11 protein-coding genes are annotated in these 17,211 nt (G+C 42.2%); 3 read left to right on the forward strand and 8 right to left on the reverse strand.

Annotated features, from left to right (window positions below):
* The first annotated feature begins 122 nt into the window (after nucleotides 1–122).
* The 3 genes from J2S74_RS03760 (at nucleotide 123) to J2S74_RS03770 (ending at nucleotide 2,974) form a co-directional block, all read left to right on the forward strand.
* A complete protein-coding gene (locus J2S74_RS03760) occupies nucleotides 123–1,784 on the forward strand; it encodes an L-aspartate oxidase (protein WP_307322015.1) in 1,662 nt (553 codons plus the stop codon).
* Nucleotides 1,784–2,086, forward strand: coding sequence for a 2Fe-2S iron-sulfur cluster-binding protein (locus J2S74_RS03765; protein WP_307322307.1), 303 nt, complete (start codon nucleotides 1,784–1,786; stop codon nucleotides 2,084–2,086). The genes J2S74_RS03760 and J2S74_RS03765 overlap by 1 nt, the downstream gene beginning before the upstream one ends.
* Before the next feature lie 102 nt (nucleotides 2,087–2,188).
* Nucleotides 2,189–2,974 (forward strand): YihY/virulence factor BrkB family protein, encoded by a 786-nt coding sequence (locus J2S74_RS03770; RefSeq protein WP_307322018.1) that lies wholly within the window; start codon nucleotides 2,189–2,191, stop codon nucleotides 2,972–2,974.
* Between the two features lie 568 nt (nucleotides 2,975–3,542).
* Here the strand turns inward: J2S74_RS03770 and J2S74_RS03775 are convergent.
* From J2S74_RS03775 to trpB, 8 genes are all read right to left on the reverse strand, one after another.
* Complete coding sequence (locus J2S74_RS03775) at nucleotides 3,543–4,787, reverse strand: DnaJ domain-containing protein (RefSeq protein ID WP_307322021.1); 1,245 nt, start codon at nucleotides 4,785–4,787, stop codon at nucleotides 3,543–3,545.
* Between the two features lie 15 nt (nucleotides 4,788–4,802).
* Complete coding sequence (locus J2S74_RS03780) at nucleotides 4,803–6,656, reverse strand: Hsp70 family protein (protein WP_307322024.1); 1,854 nt, start codon at nucleotides 6,654–6,656, stop codon at nucleotides 4,803–4,805.
* A 3-nt stretch (nucleotides 6,657–6,659) separates the two neighbouring features.
* Complete coding sequence (gene grpE / locus J2S74_RS03785) at nucleotides 6,660–7,205, reverse strand: nucleotide exchange factor GrpE (protein WP_307322027.1); 546 nt, start codon at nucleotides 7,203–7,205, stop codon at nucleotides 6,660–6,662.
* Nucleotides 7,206–7,778: 573 nt separating this feature from the next.
* On the reverse strand, nucleotides 7,779–12,236 hold the full coding sequence (locus tag J2S74_RS03790; protein WP_307322030.1) for a coiled-coil domain-containing protein: 4,458 nt from the start codon (nucleotides 12,234–12,236) through the stop codon (nucleotides 7,779–7,781).
* The gene (locus J2S74_RS03795; protein WP_307322033.1) at nucleotides 12,220–12,969 is read right to left on the reverse strand and encodes a DUF6063 family protein; all 750 of its coding nucleotides are present in this window, start codon (nucleotides 12,967–12,969) and stop codon (nucleotides 12,220–12,222) included. The genes J2S74_RS03790 and J2S74_RS03795 overlap by 17 nt, the downstream gene beginning before the upstream one ends.
* 1 nt (nucleotide 12,970) lies before the next feature.
* The gene (locus tag J2S74_RS03800) at nucleotides 12,971–14,473 is read right to left on the reverse strand and encodes a replicative DNA helicase (protein WP_307322035.1); all 1,503 of its coding nucleotides are present in this window, start codon (nucleotides 14,471–14,473) and stop codon (nucleotides 12,971–12,973) included.
* Complete coding sequence (locus tag J2S74_RS03805; protein WP_307322038.1) at nucleotides 14,455–15,477, reverse strand: Wadjet anti-phage system protein JetD domain-containing protein; 1,023 nt, start codon at nucleotides 15,475–15,477, stop codon at nucleotides 14,455–14,457. The genes J2S74_RS03800 and J2S74_RS03805 overlap by 19 nt, the downstream gene beginning before the upstream one ends.
* Nucleotides 15,478–15,949: 472 nt before the next feature.
* Entirely contained in the window at nucleotides 15,950–17,116 is a 1,167-nt protein-coding gene (trpB, locus tag J2S74_RS03810) for a tryptophan synthase subunit beta (protein ID WP_307322040.1), read from the reverse strand.
* Nucleotides 17,117–17,211 lie beyond the last annotated feature (95 nt).

Here is a 17,211-nt window from a genome sequence, read left to right on the forward strand (position 1 = left end):
TTTGTAAACCCTATTGTTTTTTTTAAAGCTTGAAGAAGCGAAAGGCTGCGACTCCAGCGGGAAAAGCAACAGCCTAAATTCAATAGTAAAGGTAAAGGAAAGAGTTGTTTTATATGAAGTCAATGGAAGTTATAAAAACGAATATTCTAATCATTGGATCTGGTGCGGCTGGTCTTGTCGCTAGTGTATATGCTGGTCAGGCAGGTGCAGATGTTTTCGTTATTGATAAAGGTGCTGTTGGGAAAAGTGGCTCCACCGTAGGCGCTGTGCAAATTGCCAGCTTAGGTGCCTGGTCCCAACCGGAAGATAGTGTAGAAAATTACCTTAATGATATTAAAGAAAGTGGCCGCGGTCTTAGCGATCCAGAGTTGATGAATATCCTTGCTAACGACCTCTCCACCCGCCTTGAGGATTTAATCGATTGGGGATTAAAGCTTGATTTAGATGAGAATAAAGAAGTAGCTGTTTTTCCCACTGCTGGTCATTCTGTCCCCCGTTCCGTCAGTGCTCGCAAGGGAAAAATGGGGCTTGCCATTGTCCAAACCCTCATTCGGAAAGTAAACTCCATGGATAATGTTCGGAAATGGAGCGATGTAATTACTTTGGAGTTAGTGAAGACGTCCGGTCACATCTGTGGTGCTATTGTTTTTGACCAGAAGACAAACACGCCTTACCTTATACATAGTAATGCAGTAATCCTTGCCACTGGGGGAATCGGCCAACTCTATCCCATTACTAGCAACCCGGCGCAAACCACAGGAGATGGATTTTCCTTAGGATTAGCTGCCGGGGCTTCCTTGATCGATATGGAACAAGTTCAATTTTATCCCGTCAGTTTAGTTACGCCACATTCCATTGCCGGACTGTGCATTAGCTTTTACCATTATTCGAAGCTTTACAACAGCCGTGGGGAGCGGTTTATGACCGCTTATGAACCGGAGTTTTTAGAAAATACAACAAGGGACAAGCTAGCCATCGCCATCGCAACAGAAATTGCCACTGGTCGAGGCACGTCACGGGGCGGCGTTTACCTCGATGCTTCCGGTGAATTGGACAAGGTAAAGAAGGAGTTCCCCCACGAGTTTACCCTATGCACAGATCGAGGGATAGATCTTGCCAAGGACCGTGCAGAAATTGGACCAGCAGCTCACTTTATTATGGGCGGTATTCAGGCTGATGGGGACGGAGCCACCACAGTCCCAGGGCTGTACGTTGCCGGTGAGACTGCCGGTGGGCTCCACGGGGGAAATCGTCTCGGCAACAACGCCCTCTCCGAATGCATTGTCTTTGGCGCCAGAGCAGGACTAGCGGCCACCGCGGTCGAGGGGATCACATCCGCTCCCCCTTCCAATTCACCACAATCCAAGATGACAGACCTGTTTTTGAAAAAAATTCAGTCACCAACGAATGGACATATTAGGCCCCATGAGTTAAAGGAGAAGCTTCAAGGGATATTAGGTGAAAACGTTGGGGTTATTCGTACGAACGAAAGTCTTGGAAAAGCGTTACAACAGCTGAAAGAAGTAGAGGTCGAACTGGAGCAGGTGAAGCTTAGTAGTACTGGGGTCTATTCCCGTGAAATCCTTGATTTTATTGAAGCTGGCCATATGGTTCGCACAGCTCAGGCCATTGTAGGTGCTGCTATCCAAAGGAAGGAGAGTCGTGGAGCACATTTTACTACGGATTATCCTCAAATGTCCTCCGAAACGTACCATACAATTGTGAAACTTGATGATGAGACAATGGAATTTGGCACAAGCCCAGTGAAAGGGGGAGATAGGTGATGGAGAAACTTTCGGTAAAAATTGAACGTGCGAATTCAGAAGTGGTGGATTTGTTTGAAGTAGATTATACGAAGGAAATGACCGTTCTTGAAGCTTTAGAGGAAATTTACCGGCATCACGATCCCAGCCTTGCCTACCGCTTTTCCTGCCGCACGGGGTTGTGCGCAACCTGCATGATGATCATCAACGGAAAACCTGGACTAAGCTGCATGAAACTGGCAGAGCCAAGTACCAACGGCTTCCTCACCCTAGCACCACTGCCAAAAGGAAGTACAATTAAAGATCTCGTAAAAGAACTTTAAAAAGGGGTGCGGCTGTCCTATGTTTAATTTTGGCAATTGGATGGTAACATAAAGGAAGTATGTCCCTATTTTGTGACGTTAATGGAAGTGGAGGTTTCATAAATGGAATTCATCATCTCGATCTTTGTACGCTTTAAAGAGCACCGTTTAATTGAGTTAGCTGCACAATGCGCTTACTATTTATTGCTATCAATTTTTCCATTTCTCATTTTTATCATTTCTTTGTTTTCTTTCTTGCCTATTGCACTTGAATTTGACTTGGAGCTCCTCCGCGACGTGGTTCCTGCAGAGATTTTTTATTTTATCGAAGGACAGTGGACGAGAATCACCGCTCAGCATAATACTGGATTATTATCCTTTAGTATTCTTTTTACCATTTGGACAGCATCCCTTGCCTTAAACACGATTCTCCATTTGTTAAATAGGGCGTACCATGTAACGGAAGAAAGGAAATTCTTTAAAGGCAGAATCATCTCAATTTTTTTAACCATTGGTATGTTTGCTGTCGTACTTGTGGCTTTAAGTTTACAAGTCGTTGGTGGCGTAATGAAGGATTTCTTCGCCATCGACCTAAACTTCTTGAATTTCAACCTCTTCCGCTGGGTAATCAGCTTCGTTATCCTGTTTATCGTTTTTACATTATTGTACTTAATTGGACCGAATACCAAACTGAAACTGCGGGAGGTTTACATAGGGGCTCTATTTGCAACACTCGGCTGGCAGCTGACATCCCTGTTATTTTCCTTTTACCTCGATAACTTTGCCAATTACACAGCCACCTACGGAACAATCGGAGCCGTCATCGCACTCATGATTTGGTTCCACCTCTCTTCCGTCATCATCCTCCTCGGAGGAGAAATAAATGCGGAGTTGAAAGAAAGCAGCTAAACACATAACGAGTACGTTTCCGCGAGCATCTTCAGAAAGATGCTCTGGAAACGTACTCAGGATAGGATTATCATTAGATGTTCCGATAGTCACATTTTGGCATTATATAGATTAAAAAGGAATTAGAGATTATTATGTTAGAGTGATAAGGGTAATAGTCAATTTATAAATTTTGGGTTGATTTGAGGAGATTATATAAGCTCAGAATCTTAAGGGTCATATAAGAAGTAAGTTATTTTTACAGAAGAAAGCATTATACTGTTGTCATATACACTTCGCTTCGCACGTGGGTTAATTTGTATATTTTTCCATTATAGTTAATAGAAGTAAATGTAACCCCATACTACCTCGATATTCCCCCATACCCTATCGATAAAACCCCAACCTATACCCATAATCCCCCCACCTACCTCAATAATCCCCCATCCCCCTAGTTAGATAACGGATTCTTCCTAATTCAATGTATATTCGCCAAGCAACTATCTTGGTATTGATTCCTAGCACACTTTACAGACCTAAAAAAAACAGTTCCGGTACTCCCTTTTGGAAGTATCGGAACCATCCCTTGTTAGAAAAACTTTTTTAACCCTCGTTTCATTTCTCTATTAAAATATCTCGTTAGTTCTTCAAATAGGCTGTCCCATTCTTCTTTAAAGTAGCTATAGAGTGCTGGGTATTTCTTTTTTAAGTGAAGAATACTCGCTGCGTAATATTCCTTCTCCTCTTCTAATTCAGCAACAAATTCTGGGGTGAACTGACTTTCTAATTGCTGAACGACGGGATGATCTTCATCGTCAAAGTACCAATGGACTGCATTTCGCAGTACTAAAGGGAAGGTTTTTTCATCTTGGAAAATTCTATTAAAGTCTTTCTCTACACGAACCAATTTTTTTACTTCTTTTATTTCTTCTTTAATATCATAGAGGTCAACTTGGACCAATTTAGCAAAGTCAATAAATATTTCTGCTAATCGATATTTTTGATGTTCATAGGCTTCTTCGTATTCTTCCATTAGTGCATAAAATACGCCCATACGGTCTTCCTCTTCTTCGATTCCTTTCAATAGTTTACGGAATCGAGACTGAATTCTGGACAGCTTAGACCACTGATCTGTTTGTGAAATTGTATGGATCCAAATGATATAGGACGGAACATCTTCCACTGTTTCTTCCTCGGGACTGGGAATAGCCATTTCTGCCACTTCCATAGCTCGATCGTATTTTTCGAGCATGATACATACCATCGTTAGTGGTTCAAAAATAAAAGTATTTTGGTGGGAAAATTTCCTTAATCCCTCTTCTAAAATGGTATAAGCTTCCTTGTTATAATCCATTTCTATTAACATTTTTGCAAAAACAGAATAGATGAAGTCTAATTCGATTCCCTCTTCTCTTAACCTATCCGCATTTTTCTGCAGCTCACGAAATAATTCATAAGCAGCATTCAATTCATCTTCGACTATATGAATAAACATTAATCCTATTTTTGCAGATAAGTTAGTAGCGTCTATGGCTAAAACATCTTTATAGATGGCAGCTGCCTTTGTAAAATCATCACCAGTAACATAATCTGCAGCTTTTTCAAGCATGTTCTCAATTTTCCCACCATATTTTCTCATGAGGTCATATTCTTTCCTCTTCAAGGGATCCTTAAGTACTTCGTATGCTTTACGGATTTTCTCAAATTGTTCTGGATCCGTCTCAGGTGGATGCTTCCTCACAGCCTCAATATATTTTTCCTTAATTCTCCGTTGACTTATTTTTGCCGTCGTGCCTAAAATCTTATAATAGCTTTCTGCTGTTGAAATGCTCATAAAATTCACCTTCCATTACAATTCTAAGTCAATGGCTAAATCGACGGATTTTTCGATAGCTTCATGTAACTTAGTTGTATCCTTTTCATCCAAAGCCCCTTTTAATTGTGCAATTGCTTGAAGTAACTGTTCCTTCCAATGTCCGTCCCGATTATCTAATTCATTTGTAAAGCGAGTCAGCCAATCTTCTGCTTCTTCCATCAACTCTTGAAGTGTCTCTTCCGCTTCTTCTTGGTCATCATCATCCACCTCTAAGTAGTCGAAAAGGTTCCATTCCTCATCTTCGGTAACCTCTTTTTCTCCGTCATCCTGTTGATAGGCTCCTTCTATTTTTGCAAGACTACCATAAAAGGCATCTTCTGAGCTACGATCTATGGCATCTTCTAATCTAACCTTCATTTCAGCACCAGTTGTGATGCTCTTTGCGCCCACTTCCAAAATACCATTTAAATTGTATCGAAAGGTGACATCTACTCCCTCTTCCCCTGCTGGCCGTGGTGGTAGCCCCTCTAATAGGAACTCATTAAGGAAATAGTTGTCCTTTACCCACTCGTTCTCCCCTTGATAAATTTCTATTTTTACTTCCGTTTGACCATCGGAAGTAGTAGTAAATTGTTCTTTACGTGTCACAGGGATGGTGGTATTTCGCGGGATGATCGCATGAAAGGCTCCAGGCATCCCTGCTCTTTTCCCTGGACTATGATTTACTACGGCGATGCCCATAGAAAAAGGGGCCACATCCGTAACAATTATCCCTTTTTTCGAAAGTGCCCCTGATTTTATTCCGGCTTGTACCGCCGCCCCTTGAGCGACTACTTCATCAGGATTAAGATCACTTCTCGGTTCCTTTTTAAAAAATTGTTGAACAAGCTTATGAACTTGTGGAATTCTCGTTGAGCCCCCAACAAGAAGTACTTCATCTATATCACTAGGTTTTAGACTTGCCTCTTCAAGTACCTGTCGAAGTTTTTCTTCCGTTTCTTGAAGTAAAGGGTTGATGAGGGAAATAAATTCTTCCCTAGTTACCGTAACATCTAGTCCAATTGGCACATTATTTTTTACAGTAATAACCGGTATAGCAACATCCACGGAGTTAACGAATGATAACTCTTTTTTTACCTTTTCAGCTTCTTCCTTTAATCTAGCTTTGCCACGAACGTCTTGACGTGGATCCACCCCATGCTCATCCATCACCTTCTCTGCCAGCCAGTCCACTAAGTGCCAGTCGAAATCCTCTCCGCCAAGCTGATTATTCCCTTCAGAGGCTTTTACTTCAAGGATGCCGCCCATCATTTCTACTACAGAAACGTCAAAGGTACCTCCACCAAGATCATAAACAAGAATATGGCTGTCATCATTTAAATTCTGCAGTCCATAGGCTAGTGCTGCTGCAGTGGGTTCGTTGATGATTCGCTCCACCACGAAACCTGCTAACTCCCCAGCCTTTTTGGTGGCCTGACGCTGAGCGTTTGTAAAATAAGCTGGTACAGTAATGACTGCTTCCTTTTCCCCTTCCCCTAAGACATCATCAACTGACTCCTTTATTTCTTTTAAAATGAATGCCGATAACTCTTCCGGTGTATAGGACTGTTCTCCAAGGGGAAATGTTATGTCCTCTCCCATACTTCTTTTCACCGCCGCCTTTGTTCTATCAGGCATAGCTACTAATGCACTTCTCGCTTCTTCCCCAACCACGACTCGGCCCTTCGGATGAATGAGAACAACGGATGGGATCATATTTTCATCGTTTTCGAGAGGGATCATTTTCGGTTTTTGTTTAAAAATATACGCTGAAGCTGAATTTGTTGTACCTAGGTCAATGCCAACGATGGGACGAAAGGAACTATCCTTACTGGATGCTGATGACATTTACTACTCCTCCTTCACTGTGGCCACTTGGCCTTTTCTAATGATAATGCCTTTTTCATTTATAAATGTTCGTTTATATACTCGAGCTATCTGTAGTGGTTGAAGATACTCTGAAGTTGGGACTGTTTCAATGGCCTCTGCTAGCCGGGGGTCAAATTGTTCACCAAGATGAACGGTATCTTGAACACCTAATTCCCGCAGGGTGGAGAGTGTAGTATCGATCCACCTTTTTATCAGTTCTTCCCATTGGTCACCCTCTTGTAAGTTTCCAAGGACAATATCCATATCATCGATTTGACCAATTAAATTCTTCACTATCCGTTCCGCGTTATGGTAGTTGTTTGCTTCCTGCTGTTCCTTTATAGCTGAGGATAATCTATCTAATTTATCATCCAGGTTTTTCCCTGTTTTATATTGAAGTCTTGTTGCCTTTTGAATCTGCTGCTCAAGCTCGTCCAACCTTTTTTCCGTTGTGGCCCACTGCCCTCGCACCTGTTGCAACTCCGTTAATAATGACTCATCCTGCTTTTTGAAGAATGGAAATCTCACCTTTACACCCGCTTTCTAGTAATTACATTCTATCGGTTACTAATCTATATTTTATATTTGAAATAACCCCAACATCATCATCATTCATCACACTTTTCACTTTACTAAAAATGTCTAATAATGTCACATACAAAAACAACTTTTCCCCCTTGAATTAGAAAAGTTCACAAAACTGTACGGGACCCGGTCCGTGACAAGGTTGTAAAAGTAAATGTAACCCCATACTCCCCCGTTTAAAGCCCAAACTACCCCATTTCCCCCCAACCTTACATATTTATTTCCGATTATAACCGTGGTGTTTTCCAGTAAATTGGATAATCTATCGAAATTGTGGGATAATCTATCGATTTAGAGCAATAATCTATCGATTTCCACTAATAATCTATCGATTTACATCAATAATCTACCAAACTAGAATTATTACAAACAAAACCATCCCATATACAGCAGCCAAAACCTAAAAACTGCACAAAAAAAGGCTTCTTCAGCAGAAGCCTTTTCAAAACACTTATTTTTCATCATTTCATATACTTTGTCTCCGCGGCCCAAACCGTCCCCACGCATCTTTTTATATTAAAACAACGTCATTTGCTCTGTTTCTCCGAGCCTATCAATGGTCTTCGGTTCGTGATCTTGGAAGTAGGCGTGGTGCAGCCATTTTTCCTTCGTCATCACTTGCTTACCCGCCCCGGATCCGGATCCTGAGGCTGCCCCTGCTCCTGATAGTCCAGCAGCCCCCCTCAATCGACAACTATAAATGATTGGGAAGAAATCCTGCAGAAACTTCCCCTCTGCATGAGCCGTCAACGCTATAATTTGAAAGCCTAATTGCTCGGCTACAAAGAAAACAGGATTCAACACATGGTCGCTGGAGGCTTTTCCGAATGGGTTATCCAAAATAACTGCTCTATGACGCTTCATCTTCGGCTGAATATGCTGCTTTTTCTCCGCCACATAATTCAAAATTCCAAAGAACAACGTCATATTTTTACTCCATTTTTCTCCTCCCGACCACACATTACTCTGCTCCCAGGAGTAAGACCTCGTAGTAACCTTATTATCGTTTGTTACCTTGCGACAGCTTACCTTCATAACCTCGTTATTCATGATCATTTGCAGCAGCTGTTTCGAATGGAGCCACGATTCGATTTCTTTCCTGATTTTTGCATCGTCCTGAACTCCTTGATCGTTTAAGAACCGCTCCGATTCCAGCTGTTGCAAGATCCACTCCATGTAATCGCGAATCCGAGCTTTCCCTTCCTCCGGCTCCCACTCGGGGATGCTAAAGGTGAATATCTGCTTCCAATCGTCCCCAACCTTTACCTTCGTCTTTTTCGGAATTTGCTTTAATTCCTCCACAATGGTCTCCAGGTGGCTATGAATGTGATTGATAAAGGATTGCAGCTCAGCGTCCTTCTGGCGAATATGCTCATTGGCGTAGCTCGTTGCCCGCTCCACGCTTACCATCATGTTTTTCTTAAAGGTAACGATGTCGTCATAGCTTTCCTTCTGTTCTACCCCATTTAACGCCATGTTTCGCATTTTAACATCCGTGATAGCCCCATTACAGAACTCCCGGAACCTTCGCTTCGCCCGTTCCACTTGCACCTTCTCAGCATCCACCGCTTCTCGGTTCTCCTGCAGTTCCTTTGTCACCTTCGCCACGAAGCCCTTCCGATTCTCTTTAAACATAGAAATTTCCTCATGGAGTAACAGTTGCCCCTTTATGTGAGGCGCGTCGAAGTGATGTAACTCGCTATGGCGGTCCAAGCCACGTTCCGCCTCCCCGATACTCCTCAACTCTTGGGTCACTCGTGCCTCTTCTTCAGTTATGAATTTCTTTTTCTCCTTTAACCGCTCCTTCTCTAGCTTGAGCTCCTCGGACACCTCTTTTAGCTCAAGCCCAGCAAACTCCAACACCTCTTCTTCGGAAAAATCTTCCCGGAACCGCTCCACTTTGTTTTCCACTTTACCTTTTTGCGTATTCATCAAAGTGGCTTTCTTCTCCACTTCCGTCCCAAGCTCTTTCACCACATCCTTCAAAGATAAAAGCTTCGCCCAAACTAACTCCATTTCTTGTTTCCCGTCACTTGGGAAAGGCAGCTCCACATCGATTTCTCCATGCTCACTCAATAGAGCCCTCATCTGTTTTTCAGTAGAAGCTATATTTTCGCGGGCCGCATCATGTTTCACCTTAAGTTCCCGGTGGGTGCGGTTAATGCCATTAATCTTATAATCTATATCCCTAATCCGTTCTTTAATGACCCTCTTGCTCTCCCCTGTAAAAATTGGCTGCAAATCCTTAACATCCTGATAGTCTTCTTCAGCCAACAATTGTTGGATCTGAAAGGATAAAGTTTGGATGCGTCCATCTAAATCTTTCTTCTGCTCCTCGAAGTCGCCTATTTCCTTCACAAGGCCTGTTAGTTCCCTTTTCAACCCTTCAAGCCTTTGCTGAATTTCCTCTTTCCGCTCTTCCTCTCGTTTTACTTCCTGTTCATATTGAAGATATTGCTCTCCATCCTGCATTTTCCTAAGCAAGCCTTGTTTTTCCTCATGGGCTTGTTTGTACATTTGACCATTACTAGAAATGGCCATCTCTATTTCCACTATTTCTTCCTTCAACCTATCTATCGAAGAAAGAACGTCATTCACTACATTTGTCTTTTCCCTTTGGGCTTCTTCCCATTCTTTTATTTTTTCGTATGGGTAATATTGAAAGAAACTGTCAAACTCATTTTGTATTTGTTCCCATTGGTTTCGTTCCGCTTCCTTTTCTTCCCTTTTTGTGGTCGTCTCCCGAGCGAGGTCGCCGATTCGTTCTTTCCACTCTTGGAAAAAGACAGGGTCGCTATTTTCTCCCCAATGTTTTGGCGCTATCCAAGAATAACCTTCATCCCCATTCTCAGAAACCGCTGCCGCTTCCTCCGTTGTCAAAACAACGACGGGAAACTGTAAACGATCCGTTACTTGAAAAAGCTTTTCCTGCAGTTTCCCTTTGGATTTTGCCGTCGTTATCAATGTTAACGGCCACAAAGGATACGTCTTTTTCCTTTCTTGTTCCGACGGGGCTAATGATTGTAAATATTCCACCCCTGTAACAACATAATCCAATTGATTTTTCCACGTGTGTAGCTGTTGTTCCACGAAGGCATCACCGAAGAACTGCTCCTGGTTTCCATGATCATCCACAAAGCGGTAGGCTAACCGTTCCTTATAGAGTAAAGTACTTCGTTCTTTATCTAGCTTCTCGATCATTTCTAGAATTTTAGTCATAATGGAGTTCTGCTGAAAGTAAACGGAATCCAAACTGGACCACTGGGGTCTTACAGAAGCTAGCTTAAGGATTAACTCCCTTTCCCTATTCCCAACCTCTGACAATTGGAAATCCAGTTGATTTTTTTCCTTTTCCACACGAGTAAATTCTCCTTGAAGGGTTTCTTTCTTCCCTTCTGCCTCTAACTTCCTTTGGACCAACCTTTGCTCCTCTTCCTTGAGCTGGATTAACTCCCTTTCCAACTGCCCATTTCTCTCCGTCCACTTTCCATACTCCACTTGGACATTTTCTTCTAGGGGATTAGTGAGAAGTTTCTTAGCTAAATCCTTCATATCAGAGGTTCGCATACGAATGCGCCCTTGCACTTCGGAGAGGGTCTTTTCTGATGCCTCTTTCTTTCCTTTTACTTCCTGCTCAACTTGAAGAAGGTTGGCTAATTCCCTTTCCACAGGGTTCCGTTCATAGATAAGACCTTGCTTTTCCTTCTCCAGCCCTTCTTTTTCCTCCAAGAAGAAACCTAATAGCTGGGCCTTCGCCTCTTCTAATTGATCATTTAGCTGATCTAATTCCTCCGTTTGATCGAGCTTTTCCATTTCCTGTTCCACATGGGCTAATCGGTCTTGATGTTCCTTTAGGGCTTCCTTTAGTTCACCATATTTCAAGGAGTAGTAATGCTTTTGTTTTTCCAATAACTCTTCTTCCTTTACTCCTCGAGCGATGACTACTTGCTCATGGTCCTTTTGTAACGCTATTAATTTTTCCTTTTCTAGCTGAATATCAAGGGAGGCCTTCTTCATCTTATATTGATAGTTACTCGTCTTCCAACGTTCCAGCTCTTGAACAATATTGTCCCGCTCCCTTTCTGTACTCTCCTTTTCCCTAAGGGTCTCGAGCCAAATTCCCTTCGTCCGTTCCTTCGTTTTCTCATATACCTGTTCTTTCTTATGGAGTCCTTCATACGTCCGCACATACTCTTCCAACTGCTGTTGGATCCGTTTATTCTCTTCGATGGTTTCTTTTAGCTTTTTATAGTTTTTGAAGCTTGTATGTTGTTTTTCAAACATATCTGCAAACATGGTGGCATCATGCCCTGCAATCGAGCTTTCCACCGTAGGGATCAGCAATCGATCAAAGAGTTGATTCGTATTTTTACAGTCATCAAAGAAGGCCTCCACACCTCCCTCGGTACTATTAATCTTCACAACACTCTCCCATTCGCTGGAAATGATATGGTACTGTTCCTCCAAAAACCCCTTGTATTCCTTGATAGTAGAGAAGGTCTTTGCGTGGAAGGATTTCTCCTTCATACCACCATAGTAATCTACCATCTCTCCCCGCTCGGCAGTGCGCTTTCCACCTTTTCCATCACGGACAAAGGGGATTCCTTCAATTCCATTTGGGTCATTAGCCGTGTATTCATAGACATACCGCAACGAATCAAGTCCATGCTTATTCATGAATAAGGAAACGGCCGTCACCACATATTGGCGTGGCTCATCATTGGTGATCCACTCAATAGCAATGTGGGCCGGGGCATTTTCAAGAACTAATGTATCTTTGATTTTCCGGTCTGCTAAGTCCACATGGGGGAGGATGGCCTGTAGTGCCGTTTGGATGAGTACCGTTTTTCCCCCACCATTCTCCAGGAGGATCGCCCCATTGTAGCCGTCAAATAGAAACAGCTCATCATTGTAGCGCTTGTTCCCTTCCTCATAAATGACATTTGTTAAGCGAATTTTACTGATGGATGGCATCCTCTTCACTCCCCTTTTCTTCAAATCCGTAAATAAACTCCAAAATTCCTCTATTATATTCCACTTCCATATAGAAGCGCTGAATAATCGTTTTTGCCTTTTCTGTTAACGTCACTTCGTCATTACCAATTTCTTGGATTAGCTCTTGATCCACAAGGAATCGTTTTACTGTGTCAATAAAGCTGAAACGGCTGATCGTATTCCCCGTCTGCTTTTTAGCCGTTTCCTTAATGTCATCCATGTCATCCCATTTTTCGATGATGGAGCGCCAGTTATAGGAAAACTCCTTTTCTAGCTCCTTCAACTCGTCTTCATCATGGACCTTAAGCTGGTCCATTCTCCCTTGGATAAACTGTACCCACTCTTCTAAACGAAGAAACTGTCTCGTCGGTTCTTGGCTTTGATACGAATCATAGAAGCTCCCGAATAAGACCATCGTGGAAAAATACAGTAAATAAATATCTGCATTAGTAGCACCTGAACGGAGATAATTCCGCTTAATCCAATCATTGCTTACATGGAATGGTGACAATTTCGTCCGAGGAACGAGAAATAACCGCTCACTCGTTCGAATCACAACACAATCTACTTCACGGCTAAAAGAATCTAGGAGAGCCCGTATATCATCGTCCGTTTTGTATTGCTGTAGGGCCTCCCCTTCCGCAAATCCGTCTCTCGCTATCGTTGTATATAATTGAAAGGCTTTGATTACCTTCTGTTCTGTATAATCCATGTTACTCTTCCTCCAATGTCAGGATCATTTGTTGAATGGAGTACCGTTTTACTTTAGAGATCGTGCCTTTCCCCTCTTCAATGGTTAACGTTCGTCTACCAAGGAGGCTCAAAGCACCACTGAGCAATGTTTTCTGACCATCTTCTTCCTCCACCGATCCATTAATGATTGGCGACCGCTGGTGAAGAATTAACCAGAAATCGTAAAAATAACGTTGCTCCAGTACCTTGCGTTGGTCTTTTTTCTCTAAATAGTTCATGAAGTCTTCCAGTGTGGCAACTTTAGCTTCATAAAAAGCGTCTAAGTAAAGGTCCATCACTTCTTTGTATTTTTCCGTGAGCCAGCTTCGATAAGGATGATCTTGTTGATCTCCGTCCACTTCTATCAGGCCCTGTTCCACCGTCTCTTCCCGTTCTTCCGTTATATTTTGCTCGGCAAAAATCGTTAACGGCGACCACAGCTCGTTTTCTTCCACCTTTAGAAACGGGTGCAGAACCCCTTTCATTGCCTCCATAGGAAGTGGTGTGGATATAACTTTTGAAACGAGATCTTGATCAAAGTTAAAAGCTTGGATACCTGTATAATAAAGGGATTCCTGTGCAGTGATTAACGTTGTATTTTTAAGGGAAACGGTTTGTTCAAGGAGACGGGAATGGTCATAATGCACCTTCTCCAGCTCTTGATTAATTTTGAGGACAAGCTCATACGTTTTCCGTTCCCTTTGGTGAACATCCTTGGAATATAGCCGTTCCCGAGTTTCCTTTACAAATTGACGGAGTTCTTGAAACTCTTCATCTTCCCTTGCAAGGCGGCCGTATATATCCTCTAACAGTTGTTTATATCGTTCAAAGGTTTCCTCCGAAACAATGCTTCGTTGTATTTCATGCTTTAGCTTGATCATCCGCTCCTCGAGAGTTTCCACATCAATTCGCATCTCGTTTATTTGGCGGAGCGCCCCTTTGAACTCCCCTTTATCTAACTGCTTGCGGAGCATTAATTGATTAATGGACAATTGAAATTCACTGTAAAACTCTTTCGTTGCAAAAAGCAATTCGAGCCCGTCTTCATCCAATGTATAATACTGCGTATTGGTTTTTACATCGAATGCATTGGCTTTAAGAATGGAGTATTCAATGCTGTCATCCCGTTTTTCTTCCCAGTTATAAAAAACATAGCTACGTTTTTTTCCAGTGGTAGGTCGAAAGGTTTGAATAATGGATCTTGCTAATCTCTCATATTGAGTCTCATCCAATTTATATTTCGACTCTGTAATCGATTGAAGGAACCTAGCAAGCTCTTTCACTCCTGTTTTCGTTTGCCTCATGATTTTTTGCTCGAAAAAGAAAAGGAGGGTGAGAAGACCAAGGCCTTTCATATCAATCAGGGTATTCTGTTGGTCCTGCTCCCGCTTACGCTCCAGTTCATGGAGGGGGTCAAACAGAGCAAGCCTTCTCGTCCGATCCCTGAAGCCACTAATTAAATCCTTTATATCATGCCTGTCCAATCTGACTCCCTCCAAATCTCCTGTAGTTCTTTCGTTTTAAGGGTTTCTTGCGGTAAATACAGCCCCTTTTCTAGTAAGTTGGTAATTTGTTCTTGTTCCTGTGGTTGGAAGAAGGTTTGAAATTTCTCCATTGCTTCTGACCGTTCCCTTTGATAGCCTTTCCCTTTCGATGCTTCCTTTTTAAGACACGCCCGGTAAAAAGGTAGTGCTAACGTGGTGGGCTGTTTGTTGTTTAGGGAATACCAAATGGATATCCCCTCCCGATCCACATCTCCGAAATAAAGGAATTTATGTGTCGCTTGAACAGGGTATTGGGAAGGAAACTGTTCGATGCTTTTTATAATTTTTTTGCCGCTCCCATAGATAAGAGTGGAGAATTTTGTCTCTCGTAATATTGGGAGAAGACCTTGATAAGTCGTTTTGTTCTCCACAATCAGGTGCAGCTGTTCTGAATGGTTAATAGTTATTGGATTAATGGCGAACATGAGAGGATCCGAAACTGGAATAATTTTCAACCGGTCATAGATTCCCAGTTTTTCTAGGAGCTCCTTGCCACCTTTCTCCGTAATCCACTTCTCGTCCCCTACTAATTCAAAGCTCCGTTCAGGGGCAGGAACATCCTCTATTGGAAAGTTGTGCTCCTTTATGTACTCGTCAATTTTTTGAATAAAAGGAAGGTCTTTTTTCCAAATAGAAGGATCCTCTTTATAGTAATGATCTATGGAGATGGTCGGATGAAGTTGAAGGCGAAAACGTTGCAAATCCTGATGATGTAATTCCTTTAATGGACTCTTATTTATTCTATATTGAAATGCTAAAAAAGGAGGCCGGGAGTTTTGCCCTTTAGCCTTTACCATTTTAAGAATTCCTTCCTTTTCAAATTTTAATATAATAGACGAGAACTCCTCGTAGGATTCCACATCCTTTTTGCATAATTCCTCTAAATCCACTAATGATATTGATTTTTTCGGAAAAGCAACTAGCCGTTTCTTTATCTTTTCCATCGACAACTCCCCCTAAATACTTACATTTTTCTAATTTCTATTGTACTAGATTGTCGAAGGGATAGCAGTAGAAATATATGTAATCGACTCTTCACAAATTTGGGTATTTTAAGAATTGTAGTTAATGAAAGTAAATGTAAACCCATACTATCCTCATAATCCCCCATACCCTGTCGATTAAACCCCATACTCCCCCGTTTAAAGCCCAAACTACCCCATTTTTCCCCCAACCTTACATTTTTATTTCCGATTGTAAAAGGCGGGATTTCCAGTAAATTGGCTAATCTATCGAAATTGTGGGATAATCTATCGATTTGGAGCAATAATCTATCGATTTCCACTAATAATCTATCGAATTTCTACAATAATCTACCAAACTAGAATTATTATAAACAAAACCGCCCTATAGACTGCAGCCAAAACCTAAAAACCACACAAAAAAGGCTTCTTCAGCAGAAGCCTTTTCAAAAATCTATTCATTTTTCAACATTTCATATACTTGATGAACGTCTTTGTCTCCGCGGCCGGATATGTTTACGATGATGACTTGATCCTTTGAAAGCTGTGGTGCTAATTTTTTTACATGGGCGATGGCATGTGCGCTCTCTAAAGCAGGGATGATCCCTTCTGTTTTAGACAAAAGCTGGAATGCCTCTAATACTTCTTCATTGGTAACCGTATAGTACTCCGCTCGGCCGCTCGTTTTCAAATGGCTGTGCTCCGGTCCTATACCAGGATAGTCTAAGCCGGCAGCAATGGAATACGTCGGTTGTGGATTTCCTTCTTCATCAAGTAAAACAAGGCACTTGAATCCGTGGATTACCGCTGGCGTTCCCTCGGTGAGGGTTGCAGCTTTATCCGGTTCCACTCCAATAAGTCGAACGGATGGCTCGTCGATGAAGTGAGCGAATGCTCCGATGGCATTGCTTCCTCCCCCTGTTACGGCGATAACCGCATCAGGTAGATGACCTTCCTTTTCAATAATTTGCCGTTTGGACTCCTCGCTAATGACAGCTTGGAAGTGTTTCACCATGGATGGGAATGGGTGCGGACCTACGGCTGAACCTAATAGGTAAAAGGTATTTTCGTAGTTTTCCACGAGATCATTCAATGCTTCATCCACCGCATCCTTGAGGCGGCCTTGCCCTTTATCAACAGCAACGACTTTAGCCCCTAATAACTCCATTCGAAAAACATTTAAGGCTTGCCTTTCTGTATCGAGTTTTCCCATGTAAATAGTGCAATCCATGCCGAACATGGCACAAGCGGTTGCGGTTGCGACACCATGCTGACCTGCCCCGGTTTCCGCGATGATACGCTTGGCACCCATTCGCTTCGCTAATAGGATTTGGCCGATGACATTATTAATTTTATGGGCACCCGTGTGGTTTAAGTCTTCACGCTTAAGGTAAATCTTCGCTCCACCCAGTTGCTCTGTTAGGTTACTTGCAAAGGTAAGGGGATTCTCTCTCCCAACAAACTCTTTTAAATAGTATTTAAACTCTTCGTTAAATTCAGGGTCATTCTTGTACTTCTCAAACTGGTCTGCTAAAATTTCTAATACTTCCTGCAATTGTGGAGGAACAAAACTTCCTCCAAACTCACCAAAATACCCTTTTCCCATAACTTCTTTATTCATTTCCGTTCACTCTCCTCAGCTATTCTCTACTAAACTAACTTCTCTAAACTAAAAAAACTAACTTATGACGTATTTTATCTTTTAGGTAATGTTGA

The organism is Evansella vedderi (genome assembly GCF_030813435.1).
Lineage (GTDB): Bacteria > Bacillota > Bacilli > Bacillales > Salisediminibacteriaceae > Evansella > Evansella vedderi.

Coding starts and splice junctions, on each gene's coding strand:
- J2S74_RS03760 (WP_307322015.1), top strand. CDS start 123: ATGGAAGTTATAAAAACGAATATTCTAATCATTGGATCTGGTGCGGCT.
- J2S74_RS03765 (WP_307322307.1), top strand. CDS start 1,784: ATGGAGAAACTTTCGGTAAAAATTGAACGTGCGAATTCAGAAGTGGTG.
- J2S74_RS03770 (WP_307322018.1), top strand. CDS start 2,189: ATGGAATTCATCATCTCGATCTTTGTACGCTTTAAAGAGCACCGTTTA.
- J2S74_RS03775 (WP_307322021.1), bottom strand. CDS start 4,787: ATGAGCATTTCAACAGCAGAAAGCTATTATAAGATTTTAGGCACGACG.
- J2S74_RS03780 (WP_307322024.1), bottom strand. CDS start 6,656: ATGTCATCAGCATCCAGTAAGGATAGTTCCTTTCGTCCCATCGTTGGC.
- J2S74_RS03790 (WP_307322030.1), bottom strand. CDS start 12,236: ATGCCATCCATCAGTAAAATTCGCTTAACAAATGTCATTTATGAGGAA.
- J2S74_RS03795 (WP_307322033.1), bottom strand. CDS start 12,969: ATGGATTATACAGAACAGAAGGTAATCAAAGCCTTTCAATTATATACA.
- J2S74_RS03805 (WP_307322038.1), bottom strand. CDS start 15,477: ATGGAAAAGATAAAGAAACGGCTAGTTGCTTTTCCGAAAAAATCAATA.
- trpB (WP_307322040.1), bottom strand. CDS start 17,116: ATGAATAAAGAAGTTATGGGAAAAGGGTATTTTGGTGAGTTTGGAGGA.